This is a genomic window from Streptomyces sp. NPDC085866 (assembly GCF_044541035.1).
Lineage (GTDB): Bacteria > Actinomycetota > Actinomycetes > Streptomycetales > Streptomycetaceae > Streptomyces.
The window spans coordinates 220,207-244,403 of sequence record NZ_JBITSQ010000013.1; the positions used below are offsets into that span (position 1 = coordinate 220,207).

A 24,197-nucleotide genomic window follows, 5' to 3' on the forward strand; every position below is an offset into this window, starting at 1 on the left:
CCGATGACGCAGCGTGTGGAGCTCGCTACCGTGATGGACCGGCTGGCCGTGGACGAGTTGGTCACCGAGTACGCGGTGGCGGTGGATGACGGTGACTGGGCGGCGTACCGAGGGCTGTTCACGCCGGACGGGCGGGCCGACTACCGTTCCGCCGGCGGCATCGAGGGCGAGGCCGGCCGGGTGGCCGGATGGCTCGCCGAGAGCCTGGACCTGTTCGCGATGCGGCAGCACCTGATCGTCAACCGGCGGCTGCGGTTCGGGATCCTGGAGCACGACACCGGGGACACCGCCCGGGTGCGCGCCGACTACGTCAACCCGATGCGCTTCGCCGGCGACGGCGGCTCCGGCGCGCCGGACCTGGTGTGCGGCGGCCGGTACGACTTCGGGCTGCTGCGCACACGGGAGGGCTGGCGGCTGCGCGAGGTCGTCGTGCACGAGAAGTGGCGCCGGATGCCCGAGCGCAGCCCGGCGGCCCTGCCCGAGTGAGCCGTTGAGCCGCCCCGACGCCCTCTGTCGGAGATCGCTTCCGGCGCGCACACTGGAGGCAGCCCTTGGTAGGGAGACTCCGTATGAGGACGTTCGACCGCTGGCTGACCTCCCCCTGGCGGCGCTCCGTCGCCGCCGCTCTCGCGGGCGCTCTGCCCGTGTTCGCGTTCCCGGCGCCCTCGCTGTGGTGGTTCGCGTACGTGGCTCTGGTCCCCTGGATCCTGTTGGTGCGCTCGGCGCCGACCGGGCGGCGGGCGGCGTACGACGGCTGGTGCGGCGGCTTCGGGTTGATGCTGGCCGTGCACCACTGGCTGCTGCCGAGCCTGCACGTGTTCCTGTTCCTGATAGCCGGGCTGCTGAGTCTGCTGTGGGCACCCTGGGGCTGGCTGGTCCGCCGGTTCCTGGGCGGGACACCGTCGCCGGGCCGGGGCGTGGCCGCGCTGCTGGTGCTGCCGTCGGCGTGGCTTGCGGTGGAGCTGGTCCGCTCCTGGCAGGGCCTCGGCGGGCCCTGGGGCATGCTCGGCTCAAGCCAGTGGCAGGTGGGCCCGGCGCTGCGGCTGGCCTCGGTGGGCGGGGTGTGGCTGCTCAGTTTCCTGGTGGTGGCCGTCAACGTCGCGGTCGCCATGCTGGTGGCCGTGCGCGAGTTCCGGATACCCGCCCTCGCCTCGCTCGTCGCCACCGCCGCCGCCACTTCGGCGGCCTGGGTGTGGGCACCCCGCCCGGACATCGACGGGCGCGTCCGGATCGCCGTCGTACAGCCCGGCGTCATGGACGGCGGCGGTCGGCGCTTCGACCACGAGGAGCAGCTGACCCGGCAGTTGACGGGGCAGCACGTCGACCTGGTCGTCTGGGGCGAGAGCAGCGTCGGCTTCGATCTGAGCCGCCGGCCCGACCTGGCGCGGCGGATCGCGGCGCTGTCCCGGCAGACCGGTGCGGACATCCTGGTCAACGTGGACGCGCGCCGCTCGGACCGGCCCGGCATCTACAAGAGTTCGGTGCTCATCGGCCCGGACGGCTCGACCGGCGCCCGCTACGACAAGATGCGCCTCGTTCCCTTCGGGGAGTACGTCCCGGCCCGCTCCCTGCTCGGCTGGGCCACCTCCGTCGGCAAGGCGGCGGGCGAGGACCGGCGGCGGGGCACCGAACAGGTCGTGATGGACGTCGGGCACGGGCTGCGCATCGGCCCGATGATCTGCTTCGAGACCGCGTTCCCCGACATGAGCCGGCATCTCGCCCAGGACGGTGCCGACATACTCCTCGGCCAGTCCGCGACCTCGACCTTCCAGCGCAGCTGGGCTCCGGAGCAGCACGCCTCGCTGGCCGCGCTGCGCGCCGCCGAGACCGGCCGCCCGATGGTGCACGCCACCCTGACCGGCGTCTCCGCCGTCTACGGCCCGAGCGGGCAGCGCCTCGGCCCGTGGCTCGGCACCGGCGCGAGCACCGCCCGCGTGTACGAGGTGCCGCTCGCGCACGGCGTCACGCCGTACGTCCGCTACGGCGACTGGCCGGTGCACGCCGCGCTGCTGGTGCTGGCGGCGCTGTGCGGCACCGAGGGCGTACGGGCGCTCAGGCAGCGCCGGACGGGCCGAGAACCGCTCGTACGACCCGCTCGCACAGCTCATGGGTCGCCAGTGCGTCACGGGCGCTGAGCACCTTGCCCGCGCGCACCGCCTCCAGGAAGGCCAGGACCGCCTGCTCGATGCCGCGCTGGCGGGCCACCGGAACCCAGTCGCCGCGCCGGCGCACCGTCGGCTGTCCCTTGTGGTCGACGACCTCGGCGAGGTTGAGCACCTGGCGCTTGGTGTCCTGCCCGGAGACCTCCAGGATCTCCTCGGCCGAGCCGCTGAGCCGGTTCATCACACCGAGCGCGGTGAAGCCGTCCCCGGCGAGCTGGAGCACGACGTGGTGGAGCAGTCCGGACTCGGTGCGGGCGCGGACGGTGACGTCGTCGACCGGGCCGGGCACCAGGAACCGCAGGGTGTCGACGACGTGGATGAAGTCGTCCAGGATCATCGAGCGCGGCTCCTCGGGCAGCCCGATCCGGTTCTTCTGCATGAGGATCAGTTCGCGCGGGTGGTCCTGGCACTGCGCGTACGCGGGGGCGTAGCGCCGGTTGAAGCCGACGAAGAGCGAGACGCCGCGTTCTTCGGCGAGAGCCACCAGCCGTTCGGAGTCTGCGAGCCGGTAGGCCAGGGGCTTGTCCACGTACGTGGGCACGCCCGCTTCGAGCAGCCGGGTGACGATCTCCGGGTGGGCGACGGTGGGCGCGTGCACGAAGGCCGCGTCGAGACCCGTCTCCAGCAGGGAGTCCAGGGTCGTGTGCCGCCGGTCCCCGGGCAGGTGGAGCGAGTCCGCGACCCGGGCGAGGGTGTCGGGCGTGCGGGTCTGCAGGTGGAGGTCGATCTCCGGCTGGGTGCCCAGCACCGGCAGGTACGCCTTCTGCGCGATGTCCCCGAGACCGATGCAACCGACCTTCACGTGCGCTCCCCTACCGCTTGCCCGCGTGTACCTCCTCGGAAGCATACGGCGGCCGCCAGTCGGCGATGCCGTCGAAGCTCCGCAGGAACAGGGCGGGGCCGGCCTTCGACAGGGCGGCGATCGCGGTGTCGCGTACGGCGACGACGGCCCGGCTCCCGGCCATGTTGAGGCGGGCCACCTTGACGGCCTGCCGGGCGATCGCCGTCGTACGCGGCAGCCGGGCGGCGGTGTACGCGGCGAGGTCGTCGGCGATGGAGGTCCCCCCGCTCGAGCGAAGCCGGGAGTGAGGGACGGCGAGGACGATGGCGTCCTCGACGGCCTGGTTGCCGCCCTGGCCGAGGGTCGGCGGCATGGCGTGGGCCGCGTCGCCGAGGAGGGCGACCCGGCCCAGGTGGTGGGCGGGCAGGGGCTGGGCGAGGTGATGGACGTCGTGGCGCAGGACGTCCTCGGGACGGGCGGCGGCGATGACGGCGGGGATCGGGTCGTGCCAGTCACCGAACCGGCGCAGCAGTTCGGCCTGCTCGTCGTCGGGAGCCCGCTCCCCGGCCGGGGTCATGGCGGCCGCGTAGGCGTAGACCCGGCCGTCCTTGAGCTGGTGGGTGCCCCAGATGCGGCCCCGGCCCCAGGTCTCGTGCGAGGCGAACTCGACGCCGGGCACCGGGATCAGCACCCGCCAGGTGGTGAACCCGGCGTACACCGGCCCCGGGTGGTCGGGGAACAGCGCGCTCCGGACACGGGAGTTGATGCCGTCCGCGCCGACCACCAGGTCGGCCTCCAGTTCCTCGCCGGCCACGGCCACTCGGGCCGGGCGGGCCCTGTCCCCCGGGTCGGCGAGGGTCGCGGCGGCCGCCGTGCGGACGGCGCCGGGCGGGAGCAGTGCGGCGAGGCGGCCGACGAGGGTGGTGCGGGGCAGCAGGACCAGCGGGCCGCCGAAGCGGGCGGCGGCGGCCTCGGCGCTGGAGCGGGACAGCCACCGCCCGCCCGGGGTGCGCAGGCCTCCGTCTCCCTGCCAGGCGGCCAGGTCGCGGATCTCGTCGCCGATGCCGATGACGTCCAGGGCGCGCAGGGCGTTCGGGGCGAGCGAGATGGCCGCGCCCACCGGCTCCAGCGAGCGGGCCCGCTCCAGCACGGTGACCTCCCAGCCCCGCCGGTGCAGGGCCGCGGCCGCGGTCAGGCCTCCGATTCCGCCGCCGATGACGATCGCGCGGGCCGACTGTGCCATGACTCCTCCTGGAAACTACACCTGTAGTGTGCGCGACTTTACTACAGCCGTAGTGAAGCGGGTAGGGTCAGCTCATGTCCGTACGCACCCCGAGCACGTCCCGTGCCGATCTCGTGGCCGACACCGCCCTCGCCCTGCTCGCCGAGCGCGGTATGCGCGGGCTGACGCACCGGGCGGTGGACGAGGCGGCCGGGCTGCCGCAGGGCTCGACCTCGAACGTGGCGCGCACCCGGCAGGCGCTGCTGGAACTCGCGGTGCGGCGGGACGCCGAGCGGGAGGCGCGGATGCTCGCGCCGGAGGGGATGCCGGACCCGCGGGGCGGGCTCGACGCGCTGGCCGAGGGACTGGCCCTGGCGGTGCACCGCTCCCTGACCGGGGGCCGCGAGCTGCTGATCGCCCGCTACGAACTGGCTCTGGAAGCCTCCCGCCGCCCCGAGTTGCGCGCCTACTACGACGCGACCGGCGCCGTCTTCAAGGAGCAGCTCGCGGCACTGCTCACATCGGTCGGCTCGACCGACCCGGCCCGGCACGTGCTGTCGGTGATCGCCTGGGCGGACGGGCTGATGTTCTCGTGCGCGGCCGGTTCCTTCAGCGCCGAGGTACCGAGCCTTCAGGAGGTGCGCACGGGGCTGCGGGAGCTGCTGACCGGCATGCTGGGCACCTGAAAAACCCCTGGTGGCAATCTGCGTGGTGTTGCGAGGATGCGGGCATGACGACGGAACGCCAGGAGCCCGCCCCGAACGCCGGTGAACGCGCCATGCTGGAGGGCTGGTTGGACTATCACCGCCAGACGCTGGCCTGGAAGTGCCAGGGACTGACCGACGAGCAGCTGCGGACCGCGTCCGTGCCGCCGTCCGAGCTGTCCCTGATGGGCCTGGTGCGGCACATGGCCGAGGTGGAGCGGGGCTGGTTCCGCAAGGTCCTGGTGGGCGACGACCCCGGGCCGATCTACTTCACCGAGGAGGACCGGGACGGCGAGTTCCACCTCACCGCGGCGGACACCTGGGAGGAGGCGTACGGCACCTGGCAGGCGGAGATCGAGACGGCCCGGCGCAACGCGGCCGGCTTCGCGCTCGACGATCTCTCCCGGGGCAGGAGCCGGTTCACCGACGAGCCGTTCAGCCTCCGGTGGATCTACACGCACATGATCGAGGAGTACGCCCGGCACAACGGCCACGCCGACCTCGTCCGCGAGCGGATCGACGGCGCCACCGGCGACTGAACGTCACCCTCGGCACTCCGAGACCCTCCGTACGGGGCACGAGATCACCCGTGCGGGGGGATCAACCTCCGGTGAGCGATGCCAATCCGGGCGCCGACCCACCAGAGTTGCCCGGGTGCATCGAACGACGACCACCGCAGCGCTCCTGGTCACCGTGGCCGTCTCGGCCCTCTCCGGCTGTGTGACGGTACCGCGCCCGGCGACACCGGCGCCCCCACCCGACACCGCGCCCTCGCAGCCGTCCTCGCCCCGGCCGGACGGCAGTGCCGAGCCGCGGGTGGTGCAGGCGCCGGCGCGGGAGGCGCTGGACATGGTCGGCCCGTCCAAGCACCGGCACCCCGTCCGACCGACCGCCACCCCGCACCGGGCGCCGGCCGCACCGCCGGACACCCACCGCACGTCGGCCCCGCCCGCACACCCCCGGCCGCACCCGCGCCCGGACCACCCCCGCGAGCAGCGCGGCGACATCCCGGACGTGTCACAGCCGGTCCCGAAGGCCCCGGACGTGTGCGCCCTCGGCAAGCAGTACGGCGGCTGGCGCCGGGACAGCCCCGAGGCGGTGGTCTGCGAGCAGGCGTACAGCCGTTGATCCTGGCCGTACCGGCATACGGCCGCTAGGGAGTGGGCCGCTGTCGCGGTGGGCCCCACGAGTCGCCGCCCGGGTAGTCGTCCTCCCCCAGGCGCAGCTCCAGGCGGCTGATCGCCGCCCGTACGCCGTTGCCGTAGCCGTCGTCGGTCAGGGAGCCGGCGGTGCGGCGGGCCCGGCGCAGATGGCTGCGGGCGGCCTCGGCGTGGCCCAGCTTGACGTAGTCGGCGGCCAGGTTGAGGTGGAGCGAGGGGAAGAAGGCGCGGACGCTCAGCGGGTCACCGGCGCCGCGGCCGTCCGCCAGCTCCTCCGCGGCTGACAACGCCCTCAGGTCCCAGGCCAGTTCGTCGGAGGGGTCGTCCTGGGTGTCGGCCAGGTAGTGGGCCAGGGTGCAGCGGTGCAGCGGGGCGCCCTCCTCGCCGATCTCCGCCCACAGCTGGAGGAAGCGGTGCCGGGCCTCCTCGCGGTCGCCTCCGTGATGCAGCATCACGACCTGCCCGATCCGCGTCAGCACGGCATCCGGCGCCGCCTGCTCCTGTCGCTCCGCCACCACGTCCTCCGGGGCCGTCGTCGGCTGTCGGGCCGGCTGTCGGGTCATCTGTCCGTCCCGACGCTAACCGGCGGGGACGGCAATCCCGGGCAGGCGGCCCCGTACGACACGGGGCCGCCCGCGGGGCGGGTCAGCCCAGGTTCGGAATGGTCCAGTCGATTGCCTCGTGGCCCTGCGCGGCGATCGCCTCGTTGATCTGCGTGAACGGGCGGGAGCCGAAGAACTTCTTCGCGGACAGCGGCGAGGGGTGCGCGCCCTTGACCACGACGTGCCGGCTCTCGTCGATCAGCGGGAGCTTCTTCTGCGCGTAGTTGCCCCACAGCACGAAGACCGCCGGGTCGGGCCGGGAGGCGACCGCGCGGATGACGGCGTCGGTGAACTTCTCCCAGCCCTTGCCCTTGTGCGAGTTGGCCTCGCCGGCCCGGACGGTGAGCACCGCGTTGAGCAGCAGCACGCCCTGCTCGGCCCACGGCATCAGATAACCGTTGTCAGGGACCGGCAGGCCAAGCTCCTCCTGCATCTCCTTGTAGATGTTCCGGAGGGAGGGCGGGGTCTTCACCCCCGGGCGGACCGAGAAGCACAGGCCGTGGCCCTGGCCCTCGCCGTGGTACGGGTCCTGGCCGAGGACGAGGACCTTGACCTTCTCGTACGGCGTCGCCGCCAGCGCGGCGAAGACCTCGTCGCGCGGCGGGTAGACGGGACCGTTCGCCCGCTCCTCCTCGACGAACTCGGTCAGCTCCTTGAAGTAGGGCTGCTGCAGCTCGTCGCCCAGAACCCCGCGCCAGGACTCGGGCAGCATGGCGATGTCGGTCACGTCAACGTCCTCACGATGTGTGGTCACTTGCCGGCTCAAGAACCTACAGGCGACCACTGACAACCGGTGCCGTGAGCCGGATTCACCAGCTGGTCTTGCGGTGCAGCTCCCACATCATCATGATCGTCGACGGGTCGAGGGCGCGCTCGCCGCCGGACATGTCGTCGGTGGCCGCCACGTACTGCCGCCCCTGCCACAGCGGGATCAGCCGGGCGTCGTTCACCATGATCTGCTGGGCCTCCTTGAGGTCCTTGACCACCCTGGCGCGGTCGCTCTGGGCGCGCGAGCGGGGCAGCAGCACCGAGGTGATCTGCTTCGAGTCGTAGGGCGTACCGAGGGCGTTCTTCTCGCCGACGAACGGCGCGATGAAGTTGTCCGCGTCGGGGAAGTCCGGGAACCAGCCGCGGCCGAACACCGGGTACTCGCCCTTCTGGTAGCCGACCACGTAGGTCTTCCAGGGGCGGCTCTTGAGGGTGATCGAGAACAGGCCGGAGTCGTCCAGCTGCCGCTTCAGCTCCTGGAACATCAGGGCCGTCTCGGAGCCGTAACGGTCGGTGGTGTACCAGAGGGTGAGCGGGACGCGCTGGGTGATGCCCGCGTTCTGGAGGATCTTGTGGGCCTTGGAGACGCTCGGGTCGCCGAAGTCGTCGAAGAAGGCCGTGGTGTGGCCGGTGAGGCCCTTGGGGACCATGGAGTACAGCGGGTCCACGGTGTCCTTGTAGACCTTGTGCGCGATGGCGCCCCGGTCGACGACCTGGGCGACGGCCTTGCGGACGGCGGGCTGCTTGGCCCACTGGTCCTTGGGGTTGAACACCAGGTAGCTGATGTCCGTGCCGGCGCCGTCGACCAGCTGGAGGTCGGTGTTGCCGTGCCGCTGCAGGGAGATGATGTCGTCGGCGGCCAGACCGCGGTAGGTGACGTCGATCTGCTTGTCGTGCAGGGCCTTGACCATGGCGGCCGAGTCCTGGAAGTACCGGATGGTCACCGCGTCGTTCTGCCGCTCGGCGAAGCCGTCGTAGTGGTCGTTGCGGACCAGGACGGCCCGCTTGCCCTCCTCGTAGGACTGCAGCTCGTACGGCCCGGAGCCGTAGACCTTGTTGTCCTTGCGCAGGGAGTTCGCGGGGTAGTCGTCGGGGTCGACGATCGACATGGCCGGGGTGGCCAGCACGAACGGGAAGGTGGCGTCGGACTGGTTGAGGTGGAAGACCACCTCGCGGTCGCCGACCGTGTCCACGCTGTCCAGGCTGCCGAGCAGTCCGGCGGGGCCGCCGGGGGCGTTGATGGTGCGGATGCGGTCGATGGAGTGCTGGACCGCCTCGGCGTTCAGCGGGTCTCCGTCGGCGAACTTCATGCCCGCGCGCAGCTTGCAGCGGTAGGTCCGGCTGCTGGAGTCGGTGAAGGAGCAGCTCTCGGCGGCGTCGGGCTGGGGGGTCGTGGCGCCGTTCGGGTAGGCGAGAAGCGTCTGGAAGATGTTCCGGTACAGCTCCCAGGAGCCGTCCCAGGCAGCGGCCGGGTCGAGCGTGCTGGGGGCACTGGTGGTGCCCACGACGATGGGGCCCTTGCTGTTGGGATCGCCGTCGGACAACAGACTGCAGCCGGCCACCAGGGATATGGACGCGATCGCCGCGACTCTCCGCAGGAATCGGTTCCGGTTGAACACGCGCACGCTCCTCGATCTGCCATACCAAGGGTCGGCAGACCATACCGCAGCGTCCGGGCCTGTGAACCACCCCAGGGGCGGACGTTCTTGATCGATTGTGCTATGACGACGTTGTCATTGCACCGTCCGGACCGTATGACACGTTTCGGGCGCCGTTCCGCTGGGAAACGGCGCCCGAACGAGACGACCGGACCGAGCAGGTCAGGCGCCCACGCCGGCGTTGAGGAAGATGCCGCCGTCCACGACGAGCGTCTGGCCGGTGACCCAGTCGGACTGGGTGGAGGTCAGGAACGCGGCCGCCCCGCCGATGTCGGAGGGCACGCCGAGCCGGCCGAGCGGGTAGGCCGCGGCCGCCTCCGCCTCCCGGCCCTCGTACAGGGCCTGGGCGAACTTGGTCTTCACGACGGCCGGAGCGATCGCGTTGACCCGCACCTTCGGCGCGAACTCGTGCGCCAGCTGCTGGGTCAGGTTGATCATCGCGGCCTTGCTGACGCCGTAGGCGCCGATGAACGGCGAGGGCGCGAGGCCCGCGATCGAGGCGATGTTGACGATCGCGCCGCCGTTGTCCTTCTGCCAGGCGTGCCAGGTCTTCTGGGCGAAGCCGAGCGCCGAGATCACGTTGGTCTCGAACACCTTGCGGGCGACGTCCAGGTCGAGGTCGGCGATGGGCCCGAAGACCGGGTTGGTGCCGGCGTTGTTGACCAGGAAGTCGACGCGGCCGAAGGCCTCCATGGTGCGCTCGACGGCCTCGGCCTGGTGGGCGAGGTCGTGGGCCTTGCCGGCGACGGCGATGACCCGCTCGGCGCCGAGCTGCTCGACGGCCTCCTTCAGGGCGTCCTCGTTGCGTCCGGTGATGCAGACGCGGTCACCGCGGGCGACCAGCGCCTCGGCGACGCCGTAGCCGATGCCGCGGCTCGCGCCGGTGACCAGCGCGACCTTGCCGGAAAGCTCCGGGAGTTCAGTCATGTCCGTGTACCCCTGTGTCCCGAGTTCCCTAGTTGAGCGGTCCGCCGGCCACGTACAGGACCTGGCCGGAGACGAAGCCGGCCGCCTCGCCGGTGAAGAAGGCGATGGCGTTGGCGATGTCCTCGGGCTCGCCGACGCGCTGCACCGGGATCTGGGTGGCGGCGGCCTTCTTGAAGTCGTCGAAGCCCATGCCGACGCGGTCGGCGGTGGCCTTGGTCATCTCGGTGGCGATGAAGCCGGGGGCGACGGCGTTGGCGGTGATGCCGAACTTGCCCAGCTCGATGGCGAGGGTCTTGGTGAAGCCCTGCAGGCCGGCCTTGGCGGCCGAGTAGTTCACCTGGCCGCGGTTGCCGAGCGCCGAGGACGAGGAGAGGTTGACGACCCGGCCGAAGCCCGCGTCGACCATGTGCTTCTGCACGGCCTTGGTCATCAGGAACGAGCCGCGCAGGTGGACGTTCATGACGGTGTCCCAGTCGGCGACGCTCATCTTGAACAGCAGGTTGTCGCGCAGCACGCCTGCGTTGTTGACCAGGATCGTCGGCGTGCCCAGCTCCGCCGCGACCCGTGCGACGGCGGCCTCGACCTGCGCCTCGTCGGAGACGTCCGCGCCGACCGCGATGGCCTTGCCGCCGGCCGCGGTGATCTTCTCCACGGTGTCCTTGCAGGCGGCCTCGTCCAGATCGATCACGGCGACCGCGCGCCCCTCGGCGGCCAGTCGTACCGCGGTGGCGGCGCCGATGCCGCGCGCCGCGCCGGTGACGATCGCGACCCGCTGTTCAGTGGTGGACATTGCTGCTTCTCCTCGCCCTTGAGAGAACCTGTCTGGCTCTTGAGGGAGCCCGTGTGGTGCGGTGAGCGACCGCTTAGTACCTTCAGCACACGTGACGCTAGAAGTCCTGGCACCCGGTGTCAACGGGACACCGGGTGGTGTGATCCATTACCTCACCAGGAGGTCCAGCAGACGCTCGGTTTCGGCCGCCGGGTCGGTGGTCAGTCCGGTGTGCACGGGTCCGGGCTGGACGATGGTGGAGCGGGGGGCGATCAGCCAGCGGTAGCGGCGTCCCGCGTCGTCGCCTGCCGCCTGTCCGGCCTCCTCACCGCCCGCGCAGTGACGCTCGATCGCGGCGAGCGCGGCCCGCACCCCGGCCACGTCGGCATCGGGGTCGAGGGCGAGCAGCCGGGCCTGGTCCAGGTGGATGCGGGCGCCGACGTAGGCCTGGGCGCGGCAGTAGACGACCACGCCCGCGTTGATGCACTCGCCGCGCTCGACGCGCGGGACGACCCGCAGCAGGGCGTACTCGAACACGTCCCGGTCGCCGCCCTGGCCCGCCCGGGTGATGTGGCGCTCGACCACATGGCCGGCCATGTGGATGCGGGTCTCGCTCACTTGCCCTCCTCGATTCCCGTGATGCGCTCGGCGATGACGGCCGCCCGGGAGAGCAGGGGCCGCGCATAGGCCCGCCGCAGGTCGTCCGGGGTGTCGAAACCGGGCTCGCCGGCCAGCCAGGCGTCGGGGATCTCGGCGGTGACCTCGGCCAGGAGGTCCTCGGTGACCTTGGGGGCCAGCTCTGCCGCGGCGGCGGTCACGTCCGGGGCGAACCGGGCGAGGGCATGGTCGGAGGCGTCATAGGGGCGGGCCGCCGAGGCCTCGACGGAGGGCCAGTTGTGGTGCCAGATCATCGTGGCGCCGTGGTCGATGAGCCACAGCTCACCGCGGTGCACGAGGAGGTTCGGGTTGCGCCAGGAGCGGTCCACGTTGTTGATCAGCGCGTCGAACCAGACGATCCGCCCGGCCTCCTCGGAGCTCACCGGGAAGGCGAGCGGGTCGTAGCCGAGGGCGCCGGAGAGGAAGTCCATGCCGAGGTTGGTGCCGCCGCTGGACCGGAGCAGCTCCTGCACCTGCTGCTCGGGCTCGCCGAGCCCCAGGACGGAGTCCAGCTCGACGGTGACGAGGCGGGGCATCCGGAATCCGAGCCGGCGGGCGAGTTCGCCGCAGACGACCTCGGCGACCAGTGTCTTGCGGCCCTGTCCGGCGCCGGTGAACTTCATGACGTACGTCCCGAAGTCGTCGGCCTCGACGAGCCCCGGCAAGGAGCCGCCCTCACGCAGCGGCGTGATGTAGCGGGTCACGGTGACTTCCTTGAGCATCGCCCCAGGTTACTGGCGCGGGAGCCGCGCCCCGCCGACAGCTCGTCGACAGCTGTGTCTTACGGCCGCCTCATGCCCGCCGGGCAAGGATCAGGGTGCCCGTCTGAACAGGTGGTGCCCGAGGACCGTACCCCTGGACGGATCACGAAAAGCTCCGCGGAAGGGAACGCCCACATGACCAGCGCATCGCCCAAGCCCGAAGCGGGACCGGCCCGTCGTACCGTCATGGCGGCGGCGGGAGCGGCAGGGCTCGCCGCCGCGCTGACCGCCTGCGGTTCGGGTGACAATTCGTCCGACACCGTCAACACCGGGTCCGGTTCGTCCGGCACGACCGGGTCCACCGGCCCCACGGGATCCACCGGGGCCTCGCAGGACAGCGGTTCCTCGGCCTCGGGCGGTTCGGCCGGCGGCACGGCCCTCGCCAAGACCACGGACATCCCGGAGGGCGGCGGCAAGATCTTCAAGGACCAGGGCGTGGTGGTCACCCAGCCCGCGGCGGGCACCTACAAGGCCTTCTCCTCGAAGTGCACCCACCAGGGCTGCGCGGTGGGCAGTGTGGCCGACGGCGTGATCGTCTGCCCGTGCCACAACAGTCACTTCTCCGCCGAGGACGGCAGCGTGAAGCAGGGTCCCGCGACCCAGCCGCTGGCCGCCGCGAAGATCACCGTCTCCGGCGACGAGATCAAGTTGGCCTGAGCCGCGTCACGGCCGCCGGCGCGGCCGTTCGAAGCAGCCGAGCACCTCGTCCGTGGACGTGATGGTGGCGACCAGGGCGAGGGTGTTGCGGATCATCGCGGGGGTGTAGTCGGCGGGCACACCCGCGATGGCGTCGGCCGGGACGACGGCGGTGTAGCCGCGGTTGACCGCGTCGAACACCGCGTTGGGCACGGCCACATTGGCCGAGACGCCGGTGACGATCAGGGTGCGGCAGCCGAGGTTGCGCAGCAGTGCGTCGACCTCGGTGCCCTGGATCGGGGACAGGCCGTGCAGCCGTCGCACGACGAAGTCCTCCTCGGTGACCTCGATCGGGGGCGCGACCCGCACCGCGGTGGTGCCGGCCAGCTGCTGGACGGGGAGCCGTTCGGCGGCGCGGAAGAGGCGGGCGTTGCGGTTCGCGCCCCGGCCGTCCGGGCGGCGCTCGGCGAGGGCGTGTATCACCTGCACCCCGGTCTCGTGCGCGGCGGAGACCAGCCGGGCCACGTTGCGCAGGGCACCGGAGGAGCGGGCCTCGCGGGCGAGTTCGGGCAGCGCGCTGTCCGGGCCGACCACCCCCTGCTGGCACTCCACTGTCAGCAGGACCGTGCTCGCGGGATCGAGCAGTTCGCCGAGCTCTTCGTACGACGGCATGGCGCCTCCGTTCGCCGAGGTGCGGGGCGGTGAGAGTAACCACAACGAGGCGACAGCGGAAGTCGACCCATTCCCTTTTCTGACGTGATGTCAGAGGATCAACAGTACTCGGAAGTCCTCTGGCACGACGTGGGAGAAGAGGGGGCCGTATGACCGTCACTCAGCAGCGCCGGGGCCGGAAGATCATGATGACGCCCGGAGAGCTGGACGAGTTCCTGACCAGTCAGCGCACCTGCCGGGTCGCCACGGTCTCGACGGACGGCGCGCCGCACGTCAGCGCGCTCTGGTTCGCCTGGGACGGCACCTCGCTGTGGCTGTACTCGGTGGTCCGCAGCCGGCGCTGGGTCCAGCTGCGCCGCGATCCGCGGGTGGCGGTCGTGGTCGACTCGGGCGAGGAGTACGACCAGCTGCGCGGGGTCGAGCTGTCCGGGCGGGTGGAGTTCGTCGGCGAGGTGCCGCGGACCGGCGAGTTGTGCGCCGAACTCGACACGGCTGAGACGCTGTTCGCCCGCAAGAACTTCGGCCTGGACGAGATGCCGCACGACGGCCGGCACGCCTGGGCGCGGCTCGTCCCGGAGAAGATCGTGTCCTGGGACTTCCGGAAGCTCGGGGCGTAGCGCTCAGCCGGATTGCCGGGCCGACGTGCGCAGGGCCTCGACCGCCGCCCGGATCGACGGGCGACGGTCGGCGTCCGCGCGCCAGACGACGTACACGTGCCTGCGTACGCGCTGCTTGAGCGGGACCAGGACGATGCCCGGCGGCACCGGGTGGCGGCCCAGCAGCGGTGCGATGCACACACCCAACCCGGCGGCGACCAGGCCGAGTTGGGTGTGGGTCTCGCCGGCCCGGTGGCCGACGATCGGCTCGATGCCCTTCGAGCGCAGCGTGAACATCAGCCACTCGTGACAGAACTCGCCCTCGCCCCAGGTGATCCACTCGTCCTCCGCGAACTCGGCGAGGTCCACCTCGTCCCGGTCCGCGAGGCGGTGCCCGACGGGCAGGGCGACGTCGGCCGCGTCGTCCAGCAGCGGAGCCTTGACGAGGCCGTCCGGCACGGGCATCGGCTTGTTGTACCAGTCGAGGACGACCGCGAGATCGAGGTCGCCGCGCACGACACCGGCGATGCCCTGCTCCGGCTCCAGTTCGCTGGAGCGCACCCGCAGCCCCGGGTGCTGGGCGCGCAGGGCGCCGAGCGCGGTCGGGAACAGGCCGCGGGCGGCGGTCGGGAACGCCGACAGTCGCAGTTCGCCGACGACCTGGCCGCGATGCGCCTCCAGGTCGGACTGGGCCAGCTCGACCTGCGAGAGGATCCGGGCCGCGTGCTCGGACAGCAGCCGCCCCGCGTCCGTGAGCCGCACACCCCGCCCGTTCTTGGCCAGCAGCTGCTGGCCGACCTCCCGCTCCAGCTTGCCCAGCTGCTGCGAGACCGCGGACGTGGTGACGTGCAGCGCCTCGGCGGCGGCACTGACCGAGCCGTGCCGGGCGAGGGCGTCCAGGGTGCGCAGGCGCTCCAGGTTCAACATGTAAGCAATCCTAAGAGATACCGAGTGGGAAATCTCGATTGTGCTACGAGGTTGCCTCCAGCATCGTTGATGCCATGAGCACGGTCACCGCACCCCGAACCCAGTCCCCCACCCCCACCCGCCCCCGCCTCGACTGGCAGCTGCGCTTCGGCGCCCTCTCGCTGATCTGGGGCTTCAGCTTCCTGCTGATCAAGGTGGGCACGGAGGGCTACGCGCCCTTCCAGGTCACCCTGGGCCGGCTGGTCTTCGGTACGGCGGTGCTGGCGGCGACGATGGCCGTGAAGCGGGAGCGGCTGCCGCGGGGGGCGCGGGTCTGGGGGCACATGGCGGTCGCCGCTTTCTTCCTGAACGCCCTCCCGTTCTCCCTCTTCGCCTATTCCGAGCTGACGATCCCCTCCACACTGGCGGGCATCTGCAACGCCACCTCACCGCTGTGGGGCATGGCACTCTCCTTGGTCGCGCTCTCGGAGGACCGGCCCACGCGGGTTCGCTTCGCCGGCCTCGGCCTGGGCTTCCTGGGGGTGCTGACGGTGCTCGGGGCGTGGCAGGGGTTCCACGGGCTCGATGCCACGGGCACCGCCATGGCCCTGGCGGCCTCGCTGAGCTATCCGGTCGGGTGGATCTATGTACGGCGGACGCTGGCGGGGACGGGGAACTCGCATCTGGCGATGACCGGGGCGCAGTTGCTGCTGGCGACTGTTCAACTGGCCGTTGTGACACCTCTGTTCACCAGCCTGCCGGCGCACTTCTCGTTCGTTCCGCTGCTGGCGATCGCCGCGCTGGGAGCCTTGGGGACGGGGCTGGCGGTTCTCATTCAGTACGGGTTGGTCGCGGAAGTCGGGCCCACCACTGCCCAGATGGTCACGTACTTCATCCCGGTCATCGCCACGGCTGCGGGGGTGGCGATCCTCGGGGAGTCGCTGCGCTGGACCACGCCGGTGGGAGCCCTGATCGTTCTCGCGGGCGCCGCGCTCACCCAGGTGAAGCGGAAGGCCTGAGGGGGCGAGGTGCCGTCGGCCTTCGCTACACATACGTCCTGGCCGGTGCCGGGCCCACCGCTGCCGCCACCGCATCCGCCAGCTCACCGGCCTCCTCCGTCGTCAGCGTCGAGATCGTGATGCGGATCCCCGGTGGAGCGTTCAGGCGGAAGCGGGCCCCCGGCGAGACCGCCCAGCCCGCGTGCAGCAAGCGGGCCACCACGCCCGTCTCGTCGGGGACCGGGACCCAGACGTTCATGCCGCTGCGGCCGTGCGCCGCCACACCGCGTTCGGTCAGAGCCTTGATCAGGGCGTCCCGGCGGCCGCCGTACGAGGCCGCCACCTCGTGTGTGTCCACTGCGCCGTCGTTCCACAGCCTCACGACGGCCCGCTGGACGAGCAGGCTCACCCACCCGGCACCCAGGCGCTGCCGCCCCCGCACCCGGTCGACGGTGACCGCGTCCCCGGTGAACACGGCCAGGCGCAGATCCGGGCCCCAGGCCTTGGCGACGGAGCGGACGAAGACCCAGTGGCGGGTGACCCCGGCGAGCGGGGACAGGGGCACATCGACGATGCCGTGACCGTGGTCGTCCTCGATCAACAGGGTCTCGGGGTACTCCCGGAGCACCGACCGGAGCGCACGCGCGCGCGTGGCGGTCAGTGCGGCACCTGTCGGGTTCTGCGCCCGGTCCGTGACGATCAGGGCGCGCGCCCCGGACTCCAGCGCCCGCCTGACGTCCTCGGGGCATGGCCCTTCGTCGTCGACGCCGACGGGCACCGCGCGCAACCCGAGCGCCGGGACCAGATCCAGCACCCTGCCCCAGCCGGGGTCCTCCACCGCCACCTGGTCGCCCGGCTTGAGGTGCGCCGCCAGGACCCGCTCGGCGGCGTCCAGCGATCCGGAGGCCACGCCGATGGGGCCGTCGGGCACTCCGTCGGCGTCCAGGGCGGCGCGGGCGAGACGCGCCAGCTCCGGCTCCACCGGGTCGTGCCCGTACAGCACGGGTTCCCGGTCGCCCTGCGCGGCGGCCGCCGCGAACGCCTTTGCCAGGTGGGGCAGCAGCGCGGGGTCCGGGTTGCCGTCGGCCATGTCCCGCACGCCCTCCGGCACGGCCACCTGGATCTGCTCGCGGCCCGTCGTCGCCGGCTTCGGCCGGACCCTGCTGCCCCGGCGGCCGGCGGTCTCGATCACCCCGCGCTCGCGCAGAGTGCGATAGGCGGCCGCGACCGTGTTCGGGTTCACCCCGAGCCGGGTCGCCAACTCCCGCATGGGAGGCAGTGGTTGGCCCGGTTCCAGCTCACCGGCGCCGACCGCGCGCTCGACACTGGCCGCAATCTCTGCTGCGCCGTGCCCCTGAATCGGATACTCTCCTAGCACAAAATCAATTATGCACTAGTGCAATGGAGAACGCCATGCAGGGGACCCAGGAGACTCCGCCGAAGCCCGTCGCGTACACCCCGACCGACCGCACCGTGCCGACGCGATCCGCGCAGAAGGCGTCGTACGACAAGGACGTGGTGCACGCGATACTCGACGAGGGCTACGTCTGCCACCTCGGCTTCGTCCGCGACGGCGCCCCGGTGGTGCTGCCGACGCTGTACGGCCGGGTCGGCGAGCGGCTCTACGTGCACGGGTCCACGGGTTCGCGCCCGCTGCGCATGACCGGTGAGGCGGACCCGGGCCTCGCGGTGTGCCTGACGGTCACCCATGTCGACGGGCTGGTGCTCGCCCGCTCCGCCTTCCACCACTCGATCAACTACCGCTCCGTGGTGGTGCACGGCATCGCGCACGAGGTCACCGACCCCGAGGAGCGGCGGCTGGCCCTGGACGCGCTGGTGGACCAGGTCGTGCCGGGCCGGGCCGCCGACTCCCGGCCCGCGAACAAGAAGGAGCTGGCCGCCACCGCGGTCATCCGCCTCGACCTGGACGAGGTCTCCGCCAAGATCCGCACCGGCGGCGCGAACGACGAGCCCGAGGACCTCGACCTGCCGCACTGGGCCGGGGTGGTCCCGCTGCGCAAGGGCTACGGCACGCCGGTCGACAACACCGACCTGGCGCCCGGCATCGACGTCCCGGAGTACATCGCCGCGCTCTGACGCGGGGGTCACACCGGGACCGTCCGACGGCGGTCGCGGGCCTCGGCGAACGTCCGGCCGGCGACCGCTCCGAGCGCCAGCGGGGTGCCGGTCACCGTGGCAGGGCGCGCGGACGCAGGGCGCGCCGACGCAGGGCGCGCCGACGCAGGGCGCGCGGACTTCGTCTGCGGGCAGCACCGACCCGCGCGGTTCCACCTGCCGGGTGCCTTCTTCCCGGAGACCCGCCTCAGGCGGCCGTGGACGGACGGACGAGTGCGTTCAGCGGCGTGATCAGCACCCTAGGCAGGCGTACCCGGGGCGGACAGCTCCCGTTCCACGCCGCCCCGGGCCACCGGCTCGCCGGAACCCTTGGCCGGTGTCGAGGACTGGGCGATGAACGCGCCGAGGAGGACGACGGCACCGCCCACGATCTGCGGCGCCGACAGGTGCTCGCCGAGCAGCACCCAGGCCAGGACGGTCGCGACGACCGCCTCCAGGCAGGCGACGACGCCCGCGACCTGCGGGGACAGCCGTCGCACGGACAGCACGCCGGTGATGTACGCGACGACCGTGGCGACCAGGACGATCCAGCCGAGCAGGGCGAAGGCCGGGACAGCGGTGCCGTTCATGTCCGCGGAGCCGGCCAGCGCCGACCAGTCCATGCTCCAGGGGCGGGCCACGACGGTCAGGACGGCGGCTCCCACGAGCAGGCCGTAGGCGCTGACGCCGAGCGGATCCGGCGCCTGGTTGCCGGCCTCGCTGCCCTGGTCGGACAGGACGAAGTAGCCGACCTGGCAGCAGGCGGCGCCGAGCGCGAGCAGCAGGCCGAGCGCGTCGAAGCTCAGCCCCGACCACACCTCCACCACGCAGGCGAGACCGCCGGCCGCGAGCACCACGCCGAGGGCGGCGGCACGCGAGACGGGCCGCCGCTGCACGAACCGCACCCAGCCGAGCACCAGCGCGGGAGCCAGGTACTCGACGAGCAGTGCCACGCCGACCGGGATGCGGGAGAGCGCGGCGAAGTAGCAGGCTTGGACGCCGGCGACAGCGAGCAGCCCGAACCCGGCGAGCAGCGTGGGGCGGCGGCGCACCAGGGCGCGGTGCCGCACGGCGAGCGGCAGCATCACCAGGGCGGCGCCGGCCACGCGTAGCCACACCACGTGGAGCGGGTCGAGACCCGCCTCTATCAGCGGTTTGGCCGCCACTCCGGACCCGCCGAAGGCCAGCGCGGAAACGAGGGCGAGACCGAGCCCGGCGCCCTTGCCGTGGCTGCCCTGACTGCTCTCAGACGTATGCACCGGCACATGATGACAGGCGCTGACATGAGCGTCATCCCCGTTGACACCTGTCTCAGGGGATGGACTTCTCGGGGGCCGGCCTGGGTGCCGGAACGCCGGTTCAGCAGGCCGCCCCGCCCTCGCCGGCGTACTCCCCCGGGCGGGCCTCGATCCGGGCTCGCAGGTGGTCTGCGGGGATGCCGGCACGCTCCAGGACCGCGACGGCCCGGGACTCCGGGTCCACCACCAGCGCGGCCAGCAGGTCGATGCCGCCCGCCCGGGTCTCGCCACGCTGCCGGGCGCGTCGGCGGGCGTCCTCCATGGCGGCGGCCGCGACGGGCGACCAGCCCCCGGCCTCCTTGGGTTCACCGCCGTACGAAGCGGGGTCCGGTACGACCGCGATCGCTCCGGAGTCCTCCACGCCGCTCTGCCAGCGCAGCCCGTAGCCGATGCTGCGCTGCACGAGGTAGCCGAGCAGCCGGGCGAGCTGCGGGGCTTCGCCGACGGCGGCGCGGGCCTCGGGGTCGGACTCCAGAAGAGAGTGGAGCAGATGGGCGGTGTCGATCTGCCGGTCCCCGTCCCGCAGGGCCCTGCGGCGGGCACCGGCGACCACCGCCGCCAGCTCGGCACTGAGCCCGGCGTCGTCGTCCGTGGGCAGGCCGCCCTGGTCATGGGCGGGCTGACGGGCTATACGGTGTTGCACATCCTCTACCTCATCAGCCCCAGCGGGCCGAGTCATCCGCGAGGGGAACCATTTTCGCGTCCCGCACAGAGTGGACATCACCGGCCGGAATCTCATCCTTACGGAGGAGATCAGGCCCCTCTTGGCCGCAGGTGCGTGTACCGGGTGCACGCCTCCGGAGAACACAATTTCTGACGGTTCATCAGTATTGAATGTTCGAGGCCATGAGGCTACGTTCCGCGACACCGAAGCCCGAAACGAAGGGGTGGTCGCATGGCCGAAGTCAGCGCCGAGGCACGCATCCAGGCACCGGCCGAGAAGGTGTGGACCCAGCTCACCGACTGGTCGGCGTACGGCGAGTGGAACGCGACCCACACCAGCTTCCCCAAGGGCGGGCCCGAGAGCCTGGCGGTGGGCGGGACTTTCCAGGAGAACATGAAGCTGATGGGCTTCCCGGCGGAGGTCGACTGGACCATCGAGGAGCTGGAGCCGGCGCGGGTGTTCGCCATCCGCGGCAAGGGCCCCATGGCCGTGACCGTGGCCACCCGCTACACGCTCCTCCCTGACGGCGACGCCACGACGGTCCGCATCGACGGCGAGTTCACCGGCGCCGCGGTGTCGCTGATGGCGGGCAAGCTCAAGGACTCGGCGACGGCCGCCCTGAACGAGTCGCTGCGCAAGCTGGGCGGACTGGTGGCCTGAGCCCGGACACGGACACAGGGACGGACACGGGAAGGCGCCCCGCGGAGTCTCCACGGGGCGCCTTCCGTCGCCGCAGGCCTCAGTCCTCGTCGGCGAGGATGAGGTACAGCTTCTTGCGGGCGTCGTTGATGACGGCCAGCGCCTTCTCGCGCTGTTCCTTGGTGCCGGTGTTCCAGACCTGCCCGAAGGCCTGCATCAGACCGAAGCCTGCCTGCCGGATCTCACCGAGGGCCTCGAAGTCGACCCCGCGCGAGGCTTCCTCCCAGGGGGCCTCCGGACCTTCCTCGGCGACGCTGCGGCCGTTCTCGGTCAGGGCGAACAGCTTCTTGCCGCCCTCGCTCTCACTGGCGATCAGACCCTCGTCCTCCAGCAGCTGGAGGGTGGGGTAGACCGAGCCGGGACTGGGCTTCCACGCGCCGCCGCTGCGCTCGGCGATCTCCTGGATCATCTCGTAGCCGTGCATGGGCCGGTCCTTGAGCAGGGCCAGGATCGAGGCGCGCACGTCACCGCGCCGCGCCCTCCCCCTCGGGCCACCCCGTCCTCGCGGCCCCCAGGGCCCCGGCCCGAAGCCGGGCCCGAACCCGGGACCACCCGGGCCGAAGGGCCCGAAGGCACCCCGGCGCCCTTCGAATCCACCGAACCCGCCCCAGCCGTGCCGGCCCGGGCCGTCCTGACGATGTCCACGCTCGAAACCGTGGGTACGCATCGCGATCACTCCATTCCATCACTGATCAGTCACATATCGGTCGCGTTCCTTACGCGATGCATCAACGATATATCGGTACCGATAGTGCGGCAAGCCCCTTTCCGGGGATGGCTCCGGGTCGTCCCGGTGGGGCTCAGGCGTCCGTCCCGGCCGCCCGCAGCGGGCAGCCCGTGTCGACGCGGGACGTGAGATCTGCACGCAGCGCCGCGAGTTCGGACATGCGGGTGTCGATGATGCGGATCTTGTCGGCGAGGAGTGCGGACAGCGCCTCGGCGCTGTCCGGGGCGTCGCGCAGGTCCGCGCCGTGCCGGGCGATCTCCGCGAGCGTGAAGCCGAGGGTCTGTGCGGTGCGGACGTAGTGCAGCCAGGTCACCGTCTCGGGCGGGAAGTCGCGGTAGCCGTTGGACAGACGGCGGCCCTCGATCAGCCCGATCCGCTCGTAGAAGCGAACGGTGTCCTTGGACAGGCCCGCCTGTGCGGCCAGTTCTCCGATGCGCATGACTCCCCCGCCGCTCCCCGGACTTGACCTTGGAGCGTACTCCGCTGTTTAGCGTGAGCCGCGTCAGAGACGGACCCGCCCGAGGAGTTCTCCGTGAGCCTTTTCCCCGCCCCCCACCGCCCCGCCTATCTCCGCCTCGTACGGGCCAGCGGCTGGTACGACCTGCTCGTCACCGCCGGCTTCGCGACGCCGTGGACGTACACGCTGGTGCACCACCTGCTGGCGGAGGCGGGTGACGCGGCCGGCCTGGGTGCCTTCCCGGCGCTGGACCCGATGCAGATCCTGTACGCCAACCTGATGGGCTCGGTCGTGGTCGTCTGGTCCGTCCTGCGGGTCGTACGGCCGCTGCCGTTGCACGGGCTCCTGGACGGAGTCGCGCGCACGCTCTTCGCCCTGTGGCAGGCGTACGCGCTGGCGCACGGCGGTCCGCAGGTGCTGTGGCCCTTCCTGGTCGTGGAAGTGGCGTTCGGCGTCGCCCAGCTCGCCCCGTGGGTCACGGCCGGCCGTGCCACCGGCGTGAATTCGGTCCAGGGTTCCTGAATTGGCCTTGGTCCCGCGGCTTCCCACGCCCCTAGCGTCGGGGCCATGCACATCCGAATCGTCGACGCCTTCACCGACCGCCCCTTCGCCGGCAACCCGGCAGGAGTCCTGATCCTGGACGACGTCTTCCCGGACGACGACTGGCTCCAGAAGGTCGCTCTGGAGGTCAACCACGCCGAGACGGCGTTCGCGCACCGGCTGCCCGAGGGCGGCCCCGAGGACTGGGCGCTGCGCTGGTTCACGCCCGTCACCGAGGTCGCGATGTGCGGGCACGCCACCCTCGCCACCGCCCACGTCCTGTACACCACCGGTGCCCACGAGGGACCGGTGCGGTTCACCACCCGCAGTGGGGTGCTCATCGCCACGCCGGGTGCGGACGGCTCGATCACCCTGGACTTCCCGACCGCCCCGCTCACCCCGGTCGAGCTGCCGACCGGGCTCGCCAGGGCGCTGGGCGCCGAACCGGTCGGTGCTCACGACACCGGCCCCGACGTCGGCGACCTGCTGGTGGAACTGGCCGACGAGCGTACGGTCCGCGGGCTCGCCCCGGACTTCAAGGCCCTTGCGGCCCACTCCTCGCGCGGCGTCATCGCGACGGCCCTCGCCGACGACCCGTCGCTCGGCTACGACTACGTCTCCCGCTGCTTCTTCCCCAACCTCGGCATCGACGAGGACCCGGTCACCGGCAGCGCGCACACCTCGCTCGCCCCGCACTGGTCCGCCCGCCTGGGCCGGGACGACCTCACCGGTCTGCAGGCCTCCCGCCGCACCGGCCTGGTCCGCACCGGACTGCGCGGCGACCGCACCCTGCTCACCGGCAGCGCGGTCACGGTCATCGAGGGCGAGCTGCTCGGGTCCTAGGCCGTGGGCAGCCAGCCCACCTTGCCGGCGAGGAGGGCGTAGCCGACGAAGGCGCCGATGTCGAGCAGGGAGTGCGCGACGACCAGTGGGCCGACCCGGCCCCAGCGGCGGTAGAGCCAGACGAAGACCACGCCCATGACCATGTTGCCGATGAAGCCGCCGATGCCCTGGTAGAGGTGGTACGAGCCGCGCAGGACCGCGCTGGCCACCAGTGCGGTCCCCGGGGTCCAGCCCAACTGCCCGAGTCTGCGCAGCAGATAGCCGACGACGATGACCTCTTCGAGGATCGCGTTCTGCAGGGCGGACAGGATCAGCACCGGGTACTTCCACCACACGTCGGGCAGCGCCTCGGGCACCACGGTGAGGTTGAAGCCGAGGCCGCGGGCGGCCAGGTAGAAGGCGATGCCGGTGCTTCCGATCACGGCCGCGACGCCCGCGCCCCGGCCGAGGTCGGGCCAGGGGCGGGTGCGGTCGAAGCCCAGCGTGCGCATGCTCTCGCCCTCGCGCATCAGCAGGTGGGCGACCAGGGCCACGGGGACCAGCGCGCTGGCGATGCCGAAGAGCTGCCAGGCGAGGTCGAGCCAGGGGCGGCCGGGCGCGGCCGAGGCGTTGAGGGTGGCCGCCTGCTCCCTGAGCCCACCCGGTTTGGTGACCGACCCGACGAAGCTGATCAGCGCGGACACCCCGCTCGCGCCCAGCGAGAGCCCCAGGACGAGCAGCGTCTCGTCGCGGAGGATCCGCCGCGAGAACCGCTCCCGCGGGTACGCCTCGGCCACCGGGTCAGCCTCCACGTGCACTCCTGCCTTCGGTCCGGTCATGCGAGGTCACAGCATGCCGGATCGACCTGGGGAGTGCGTGGCCGGGCAGTGCTTCCC

29 protein-coding genes are annotated in these 24,197 nt (G+C 71.9%); 12 read left to right on the top strand and 17 right to left on the bottom strand.

The genetic code is table 11. The features are described 5' to 3' along the window. Positions 1–3: 3 nt before the first annotated feature. Complete coding sequence (locus ACIF83_RS31525; RefSeq protein WP_393482517.1) at positions 4–486, top strand: nuclear transport factor 2 family protein; 483 nt, start codon at positions 4–6, stop codon at positions 484–486. 83 nt (positions 487–569) lie between these two features. Next, a complete protein-coding gene (lnt, locus tag ACIF83_RS31530; RefSeq protein ID WP_399732008.1) occupies positions 570–2,135 on the top strand; it encodes an apolipoprotein N-acyltransferase in 1,566 nt (521 codons plus the stop codon). Here the strand turns inward: lnt and ACIF83_RS31535 are convergent. Both ACIF83_RS31535 and ACIF83_RS31540 read right to left on the bottom strand, forming a co-directional pair. Further along, positions 2,053–2,964, bottom strand: coding sequence for a Gfo/Idh/MocA family protein (locus ACIF83_RS31535; RefSeq protein ID WP_393482523.1), 912 nt, complete (start codon positions 2,962–2,964; stop codon positions 2,053–2,055). The genes lnt and ACIF83_RS31535 overlap by 83 nt on opposite strands. A 10-nt stretch (positions 2,965–2,974) precedes the next feature. Further along, a complete protein-coding gene (locus ACIF83_RS31540) occupies positions 2,975–4,186 on the bottom strand; it encodes an FAD-dependent monooxygenase (protein WP_393482525.1) in 1,212 nt (403 codons plus the stop codon). Between the two features lie 74 nt (positions 4,187–4,260). Between ACIF83_RS31540 and ACIF83_RS31545 the strand changes: the two genes are divergently transcribed. The 3 genes from ACIF83_RS31545 to ACIF83_RS31555 all read left to right on the top strand — a co-directional run bounded on the left by ACIF83_RS31545 (position 4,261) and on the right by ACIF83_RS31555 (position 5,997). After that, positions 4,261–4,851: a TetR/AcrR family transcriptional regulator gene (locus ACIF83_RS31545; RefSeq protein WP_393482527.1), complete on the top strand. Its 591-nt coding sequence runs from the start codon at positions 4,261–4,263 to the stop codon at positions 4,849–4,851. 44 nt (positions 4,852–4,895) lie between these two features. Continuing rightward, positions 4,896–5,408, top strand: a complete 513-nt coding sequence (locus tag ACIF83_RS31550; protein ID WP_393482530.1) for a DinB family protein — start codon at positions 4,896–4,898, stop codon at positions 5,406–5,408. A gap of 115 nt (positions 5,409–5,523) precedes the next feature. Continuing rightward, positions 5,524–5,997 carry a hypothetical protein gene (locus tag ACIF83_RS31555; protein ID WP_399732013.1) on the top strand — a complete coding sequence of 158 codons (474 nt, stop codon included), beginning with the start codon at positions 5,524–5,526 and terminating at the stop codon, positions 5,995–5,997. Positions 5,998–6,022: 25 nt separating this feature from the next. Here the strand turns inward: ACIF83_RS31555 and ACIF83_RS31560 are convergent, their stop codons facing one another. From ACIF83_RS31560 to ACIF83_RS31590, 7 genes are all read right to left on the bottom strand, one after another. Further along, positions 6,023–6,544 carry a hypothetical protein gene (locus tag ACIF83_RS31560; RefSeq protein WP_399732103.1) on the bottom strand — a complete coding sequence of 174 codons (522 nt, stop codon included), beginning with the start codon at positions 6,542–6,544 and terminating at the stop codon, positions 6,023–6,025. 130 nt (positions 6,545–6,674) lie between these two features. After that, positions 6,675–7,358 (bottom strand): uracil-DNA glycosylase, encoded by a 684-nt coding sequence (locus tag ACIF83_RS31565; RefSeq protein ID WP_393482536.1) that lies wholly within the window; start codon positions 7,356–7,358, stop codon positions 6,675–6,677. A gap of 82 nt (positions 7,359–7,440) precedes the next feature. Beyond that, entirely contained in the window at positions 7,441–9,018 is a 1,578-nt protein-coding gene (locus ACIF83_RS31570; protein ID WP_399732016.1) for an ABC transporter substrate-binding protein, read from the bottom strand. Positions 9,019–9,219: 201 nt separating this feature from the next. After that, positions 9,220–9,984 carry an SDR family oxidoreductase gene (locus ACIF83_RS31575; RefSeq protein WP_393482542.1) on the bottom strand — a complete coding sequence of 255 codons (765 nt, stop codon included), beginning with the start codon at positions 9,982–9,984 and terminating at the stop codon, positions 9,220–9,222. 28 nt (positions 9,985–10,012) lie between these two features. Continuing rightward, on the bottom strand, positions 10,013–10,774 hold the full coding sequence (fabG, locus tag ACIF83_RS31580; RefSeq protein ID WP_399732019.1) for a 3-oxoacyl-ACP reductase FabG: 762 nt from the start codon (positions 10,772–10,774) through the stop codon (positions 10,013–10,015). Positions 10,775–10,921: 147 nt separating this feature from the next. Then, entirely contained in the window at positions 10,922–11,371 is a 450-nt protein-coding gene (locus ACIF83_RS31585) for a DUF3037 domain-containing protein (RefSeq protein ID WP_393482548.1), read from the bottom strand. Beyond that, a complete protein-coding gene (locus ACIF83_RS31590) occupies positions 11,368–12,132 on the bottom strand; it encodes a HipA family kinase (RefSeq protein ID WP_399732026.1) in 765 nt (254 codons plus the stop codon). The genes ACIF83_RS31585 and ACIF83_RS31590 overlap by 4 nt, the downstream gene beginning before the upstream one ends. Before the next feature lie 174 nt (positions 12,133–12,306). Between ACIF83_RS31590 and ACIF83_RS31595 the strand changes: the two genes are divergently transcribed. Then, positions 12,307–12,828 carry a Rieske (2Fe-2S) protein gene (locus ACIF83_RS31595; RefSeq protein ID WP_399732029.1) on the top strand — a complete coding sequence of 174 codons (522 nt, stop codon included), beginning with the start codon at positions 12,307–12,309 and terminating at the stop codon, positions 12,826–12,828. Between the two features lie 6 nt (positions 12,829–12,834). Here the strand turns inward: ACIF83_RS31595 and ACIF83_RS31600 are convergent, their stop codons facing one another. Next, positions 12,835–13,479, bottom strand: a complete 645-nt coding sequence (locus ACIF83_RS31600) for a cysteine hydrolase (protein ID WP_399732032.1) — start codon at positions 13,477–13,479, stop codon at positions 12,835–12,837. Positions 13,480–13,628: 149 nt separating this feature from the next. Between ACIF83_RS31600 and ACIF83_RS31605 the strand changes: the two genes are divergently transcribed. Continuing rightward, positions 13,629–14,096 carry a pyridoxamine 5'-phosphate oxidase family protein gene (locus ACIF83_RS31605; protein ID WP_399732035.1) on the top strand — a complete coding sequence of 156 codons (468 nt, stop codon included), beginning with the start codon at positions 13,629–13,631 and terminating at the stop codon, positions 14,094–14,096. A gap of 3 nt (positions 14,097–14,099) precedes the next feature. Here ACIF83_RS31605 and ACIF83_RS31610 read toward each other — a convergent pair whose 3' ends face one another. Continuing rightward, a complete protein-coding gene (locus ACIF83_RS31610) occupies positions 14,100–15,002 on the bottom strand; it encodes a LysR family transcriptional regulator (protein ID WP_393482562.1) in 903 nt (300 codons plus the stop codon). Between the two features lie 74 nt (positions 15,003–15,076). Here ACIF83_RS31610 and ACIF83_RS31615 point away from each other — a divergent pair, with 74 nt between their 5' ends. Next, on the top strand, positions 15,077–16,000 hold the full coding sequence (locus tag ACIF83_RS31615; protein WP_399732038.1) for a DMT family transporter: 924 nt from the start codon (positions 15,077–15,079) through the stop codon (positions 15,998–16,000). Positions 16,001–16,025: 25 nt separating this feature from the next. On the opposite strand, the gene ACIF83_RS31620 is transcribed toward ACIF83_RS31615, so the two are convergent. After that, positions 16,026–17,357 carry an aminotransferase class I/II-fold pyridoxal phosphate-dependent enzyme gene (locus ACIF83_RS31620; protein ID WP_399732041.1) on the bottom strand — a complete coding sequence of 444 codons (1,332 nt, stop codon included), beginning with the start codon at positions 17,355–17,357 and terminating at the stop codon, positions 16,026–16,028. A 35-nt stretch (positions 17,358–17,392) separates the two neighbouring features. On the opposite strand from ACIF83_RS31620, the gene ACIF83_RS31625 reads away from it, so the two are divergent. Continuing rightward, positions 17,393–18,076 (top strand): pyridoxamine 5'-phosphate oxidase family protein, encoded by a 684-nt coding sequence (locus ACIF83_RS31625; protein ID WP_399732044.1) that lies wholly within the window; start codon positions 17,393–17,395, stop codon positions 18,074–18,076. A 278-nt stretch (positions 18,077–18,354) separates the two neighbouring features. Here the strand turns inward: ACIF83_RS31625 and ACIF83_RS31630 are convergent, their stop codons facing one another. Together ACIF83_RS31630 and ACIF83_RS31635 are read right to left on the bottom strand one after the other, a co-directional pair. Further along, positions 18,355–19,359 (bottom strand): EamA family transporter, encoded by a 1,005-nt coding sequence (locus tag ACIF83_RS31630; RefSeq protein WP_399732046.1) that lies wholly within the window; start codon positions 19,357–19,359, stop codon positions 18,355–18,357. A 94-nt stretch (positions 19,360–19,453) separates the two neighbouring features. Next, positions 19,454–20,035: a Clp protease N-terminal domain-containing protein gene (locus ACIF83_RS31635; protein ID WP_399732049.1), complete on the bottom strand. Its 582-nt coding sequence runs from the start codon at positions 20,033–20,035 to the stop codon at positions 19,454–19,456. A 252-nt stretch (positions 20,036–20,287) separates the two neighbouring features. Between ACIF83_RS31635 and ACIF83_RS31640 the strand changes: the two genes are divergently transcribed. Beyond that, complete coding sequence (locus tag ACIF83_RS31640; protein WP_393482579.1) at positions 20,288–20,716, top strand: SRPBCC family protein; 429 nt, start codon at positions 20,288–20,290, stop codon at positions 20,714–20,716. A gap of 79 nt (positions 20,717–20,795) precedes the next feature. On the opposite strand, the gene ACIF83_RS31645 is transcribed toward ACIF83_RS31640, so the two are convergent. Continuing rightward, positions 20,796–21,422: a PadR family transcriptional regulator gene (locus ACIF83_RS31645; RefSeq protein ID WP_393482581.1), complete on the bottom strand. Its 627-nt coding sequence runs from the start codon at positions 21,420–21,422 to the stop codon at positions 20,796–20,798. A 133-nt stretch (positions 21,423–21,555) separates the two neighbouring features. After that, a complete protein-coding gene (locus tag ACIF83_RS31650; protein ID WP_393482583.1) occupies positions 21,556–21,921 on the bottom strand; it encodes a MerR family transcriptional regulator in 366 nt (121 codons plus the stop codon). Positions 21,922–22,014: 93 nt separating this feature from the next. Between ACIF83_RS31650 and ACIF83_RS31655 the strand changes: the two genes are divergently transcribed. Both ACIF83_RS31655 and ACIF83_RS31660 read left to right on the top strand, forming a co-directional pair. Continuing rightward, entirely contained in the window at positions 22,015–22,461 is a 447-nt protein-coding gene (locus ACIF83_RS31655) for a hypothetical protein (protein WP_399732054.1), read from the top strand. Between the two features lie 45 nt (positions 22,462–22,506). Then, positions 22,507–23,322 carry a PhzF family phenazine biosynthesis protein gene (locus tag ACIF83_RS31660; protein WP_393482588.1) on the top strand — a complete coding sequence of 272 codons (816 nt, stop codon included), beginning with the start codon at positions 22,507–22,509 and terminating at the stop codon, positions 23,320–23,322. On the opposite strand, the gene ACIF83_RS31665 is transcribed toward ACIF83_RS31660, so the two are convergent. After that, a complete protein-coding gene (locus ACIF83_RS31665) occupies positions 23,319–24,119 on the bottom strand; it encodes a CPBP family intramembrane glutamic endopeptidase (RefSeq protein ID WP_393482666.1) in 801 nt (266 codons plus the stop codon). The two genes, ACIF83_RS31660 and ACIF83_RS31665, sit on opposite strands and share 4 nt — an antisense overlap. Positions 24,120–24,197 lie beyond the last annotated feature (78 nt).

Coding starts and splice junctions, on each gene's coding strand:
- ACIF83_RS31590 (WP_399732026.1), bottom strand. CDS start 12,132: ATGCTCAAGGAAGTCACCGTGACCCGCTACATCACGCCGCTGCGTGAG.
- ACIF83_RS31550 (WP_393482530.1), top strand. CDS start 4,896: ATGACGACGGAACGCCAGGAGCCCGCCCCGAACGCCGGTGAACGCGCC.
- fabG (WP_399732019.1), bottom strand. CDS start 10,774: ATGTCCACCACTGAACAGCGGGTCGCGATCGTCACCGGCGCGGCGCGC.
- ACIF83_RS31640 (WP_393482579.1), top strand. CDS start 20,288: ATGGCCGAAGTCAGCGCCGAGGCACGCATCCAGGCACCGGCCGAGAAG.
- ACIF83_RS31625 (WP_399732044.1), top strand. CDS start 17,393: ATGCAGGGGACCCAGGAGACTCCGCCGAAGCCCGTCGCGTACACCCCG.
- ACIF83_RS31575 (WP_393482542.1), bottom strand. CDS start 9,984: ATGACTGAACTCCCGGAGCTTTCCGGCAAGGTCGCGCTGGTCACCGGC.
- lnt (WP_399732008.1), top strand. CDS start 570: ATGAGGACGTTCGACCGCTGGCTGACCTCCCCCTGGCGGCGCTCCGTC.
- ACIF83_RS31605 (WP_399732035.1), top strand. CDS start 13,629: ATGACCGTCACTCAGCAGCGCCGGGGCCGGAAGATCATGATGACGCCC.
- ACIF83_RS31595 (WP_399732029.1), top strand. CDS start 12,307: ATGACCAGCGCATCGCCCAAGCCCGAAGCGGGACCGGCCCGTCGTACC.
- ACIF83_RS31660 (WP_393482588.1), top strand. CDS start 22,507: ATGCACATCCGAATCGTCGACGCCTTCACCGACCGCCCCTTCGCCGGC.
- ACIF83_RS31600 (WP_399732032.1), bottom strand. CDS start 13,479: ATGCCGTCGTACGAAGAGCTCGGCGAACTGCTCGATCCCGCGAGCACG.
- ACIF83_RS31650 (WP_393482583.1), bottom strand. CDS start 21,921: ATGCGCATCGGAGAACTGGCCGCACAGGCGGGCCTGTCCAAGGACACC.
- ACIF83_RS31610 (WP_393482562.1), bottom strand. CDS start 15,002: ATGTTGAACCTGGAGCGCCTGCGCACCCTGGACGCCCTCGCCCGGCAC.
- ACIF83_RS31645 (WP_393482581.1), bottom strand. CDS start 21,422: ATGCGTACCCACGGTTTCGAGCGTGGACATCGTCAGGACGGCCCGGGC.
- ACIF83_RS31545 (WP_393482527.1), top strand. CDS start 4,261: ATGTCCGTACGCACCCCGAGCACGTCCCGTGCCGATCTCGTGGCCGAC.
- ACIF83_RS31615 (WP_399732038.1), top strand. CDS start 15,077: ATGAGCACGGTCACCGCACCCCGAACCCAGTCCCCCACCCCCACCCGC.
- ACIF83_RS31525 (WP_393482517.1), top strand. CDS start 4: ATGACGCAGCGTGTGGAGCTCGCTACCGTGATGGACCGGCTGGCCGTG.
- ACIF83_RS31540 (WP_393482525.1), bottom strand. CDS start 4,186: ATGGCACAGTCGGCCCGCGCGATCGTCATCGGCGGCGGAATCGGAGGC.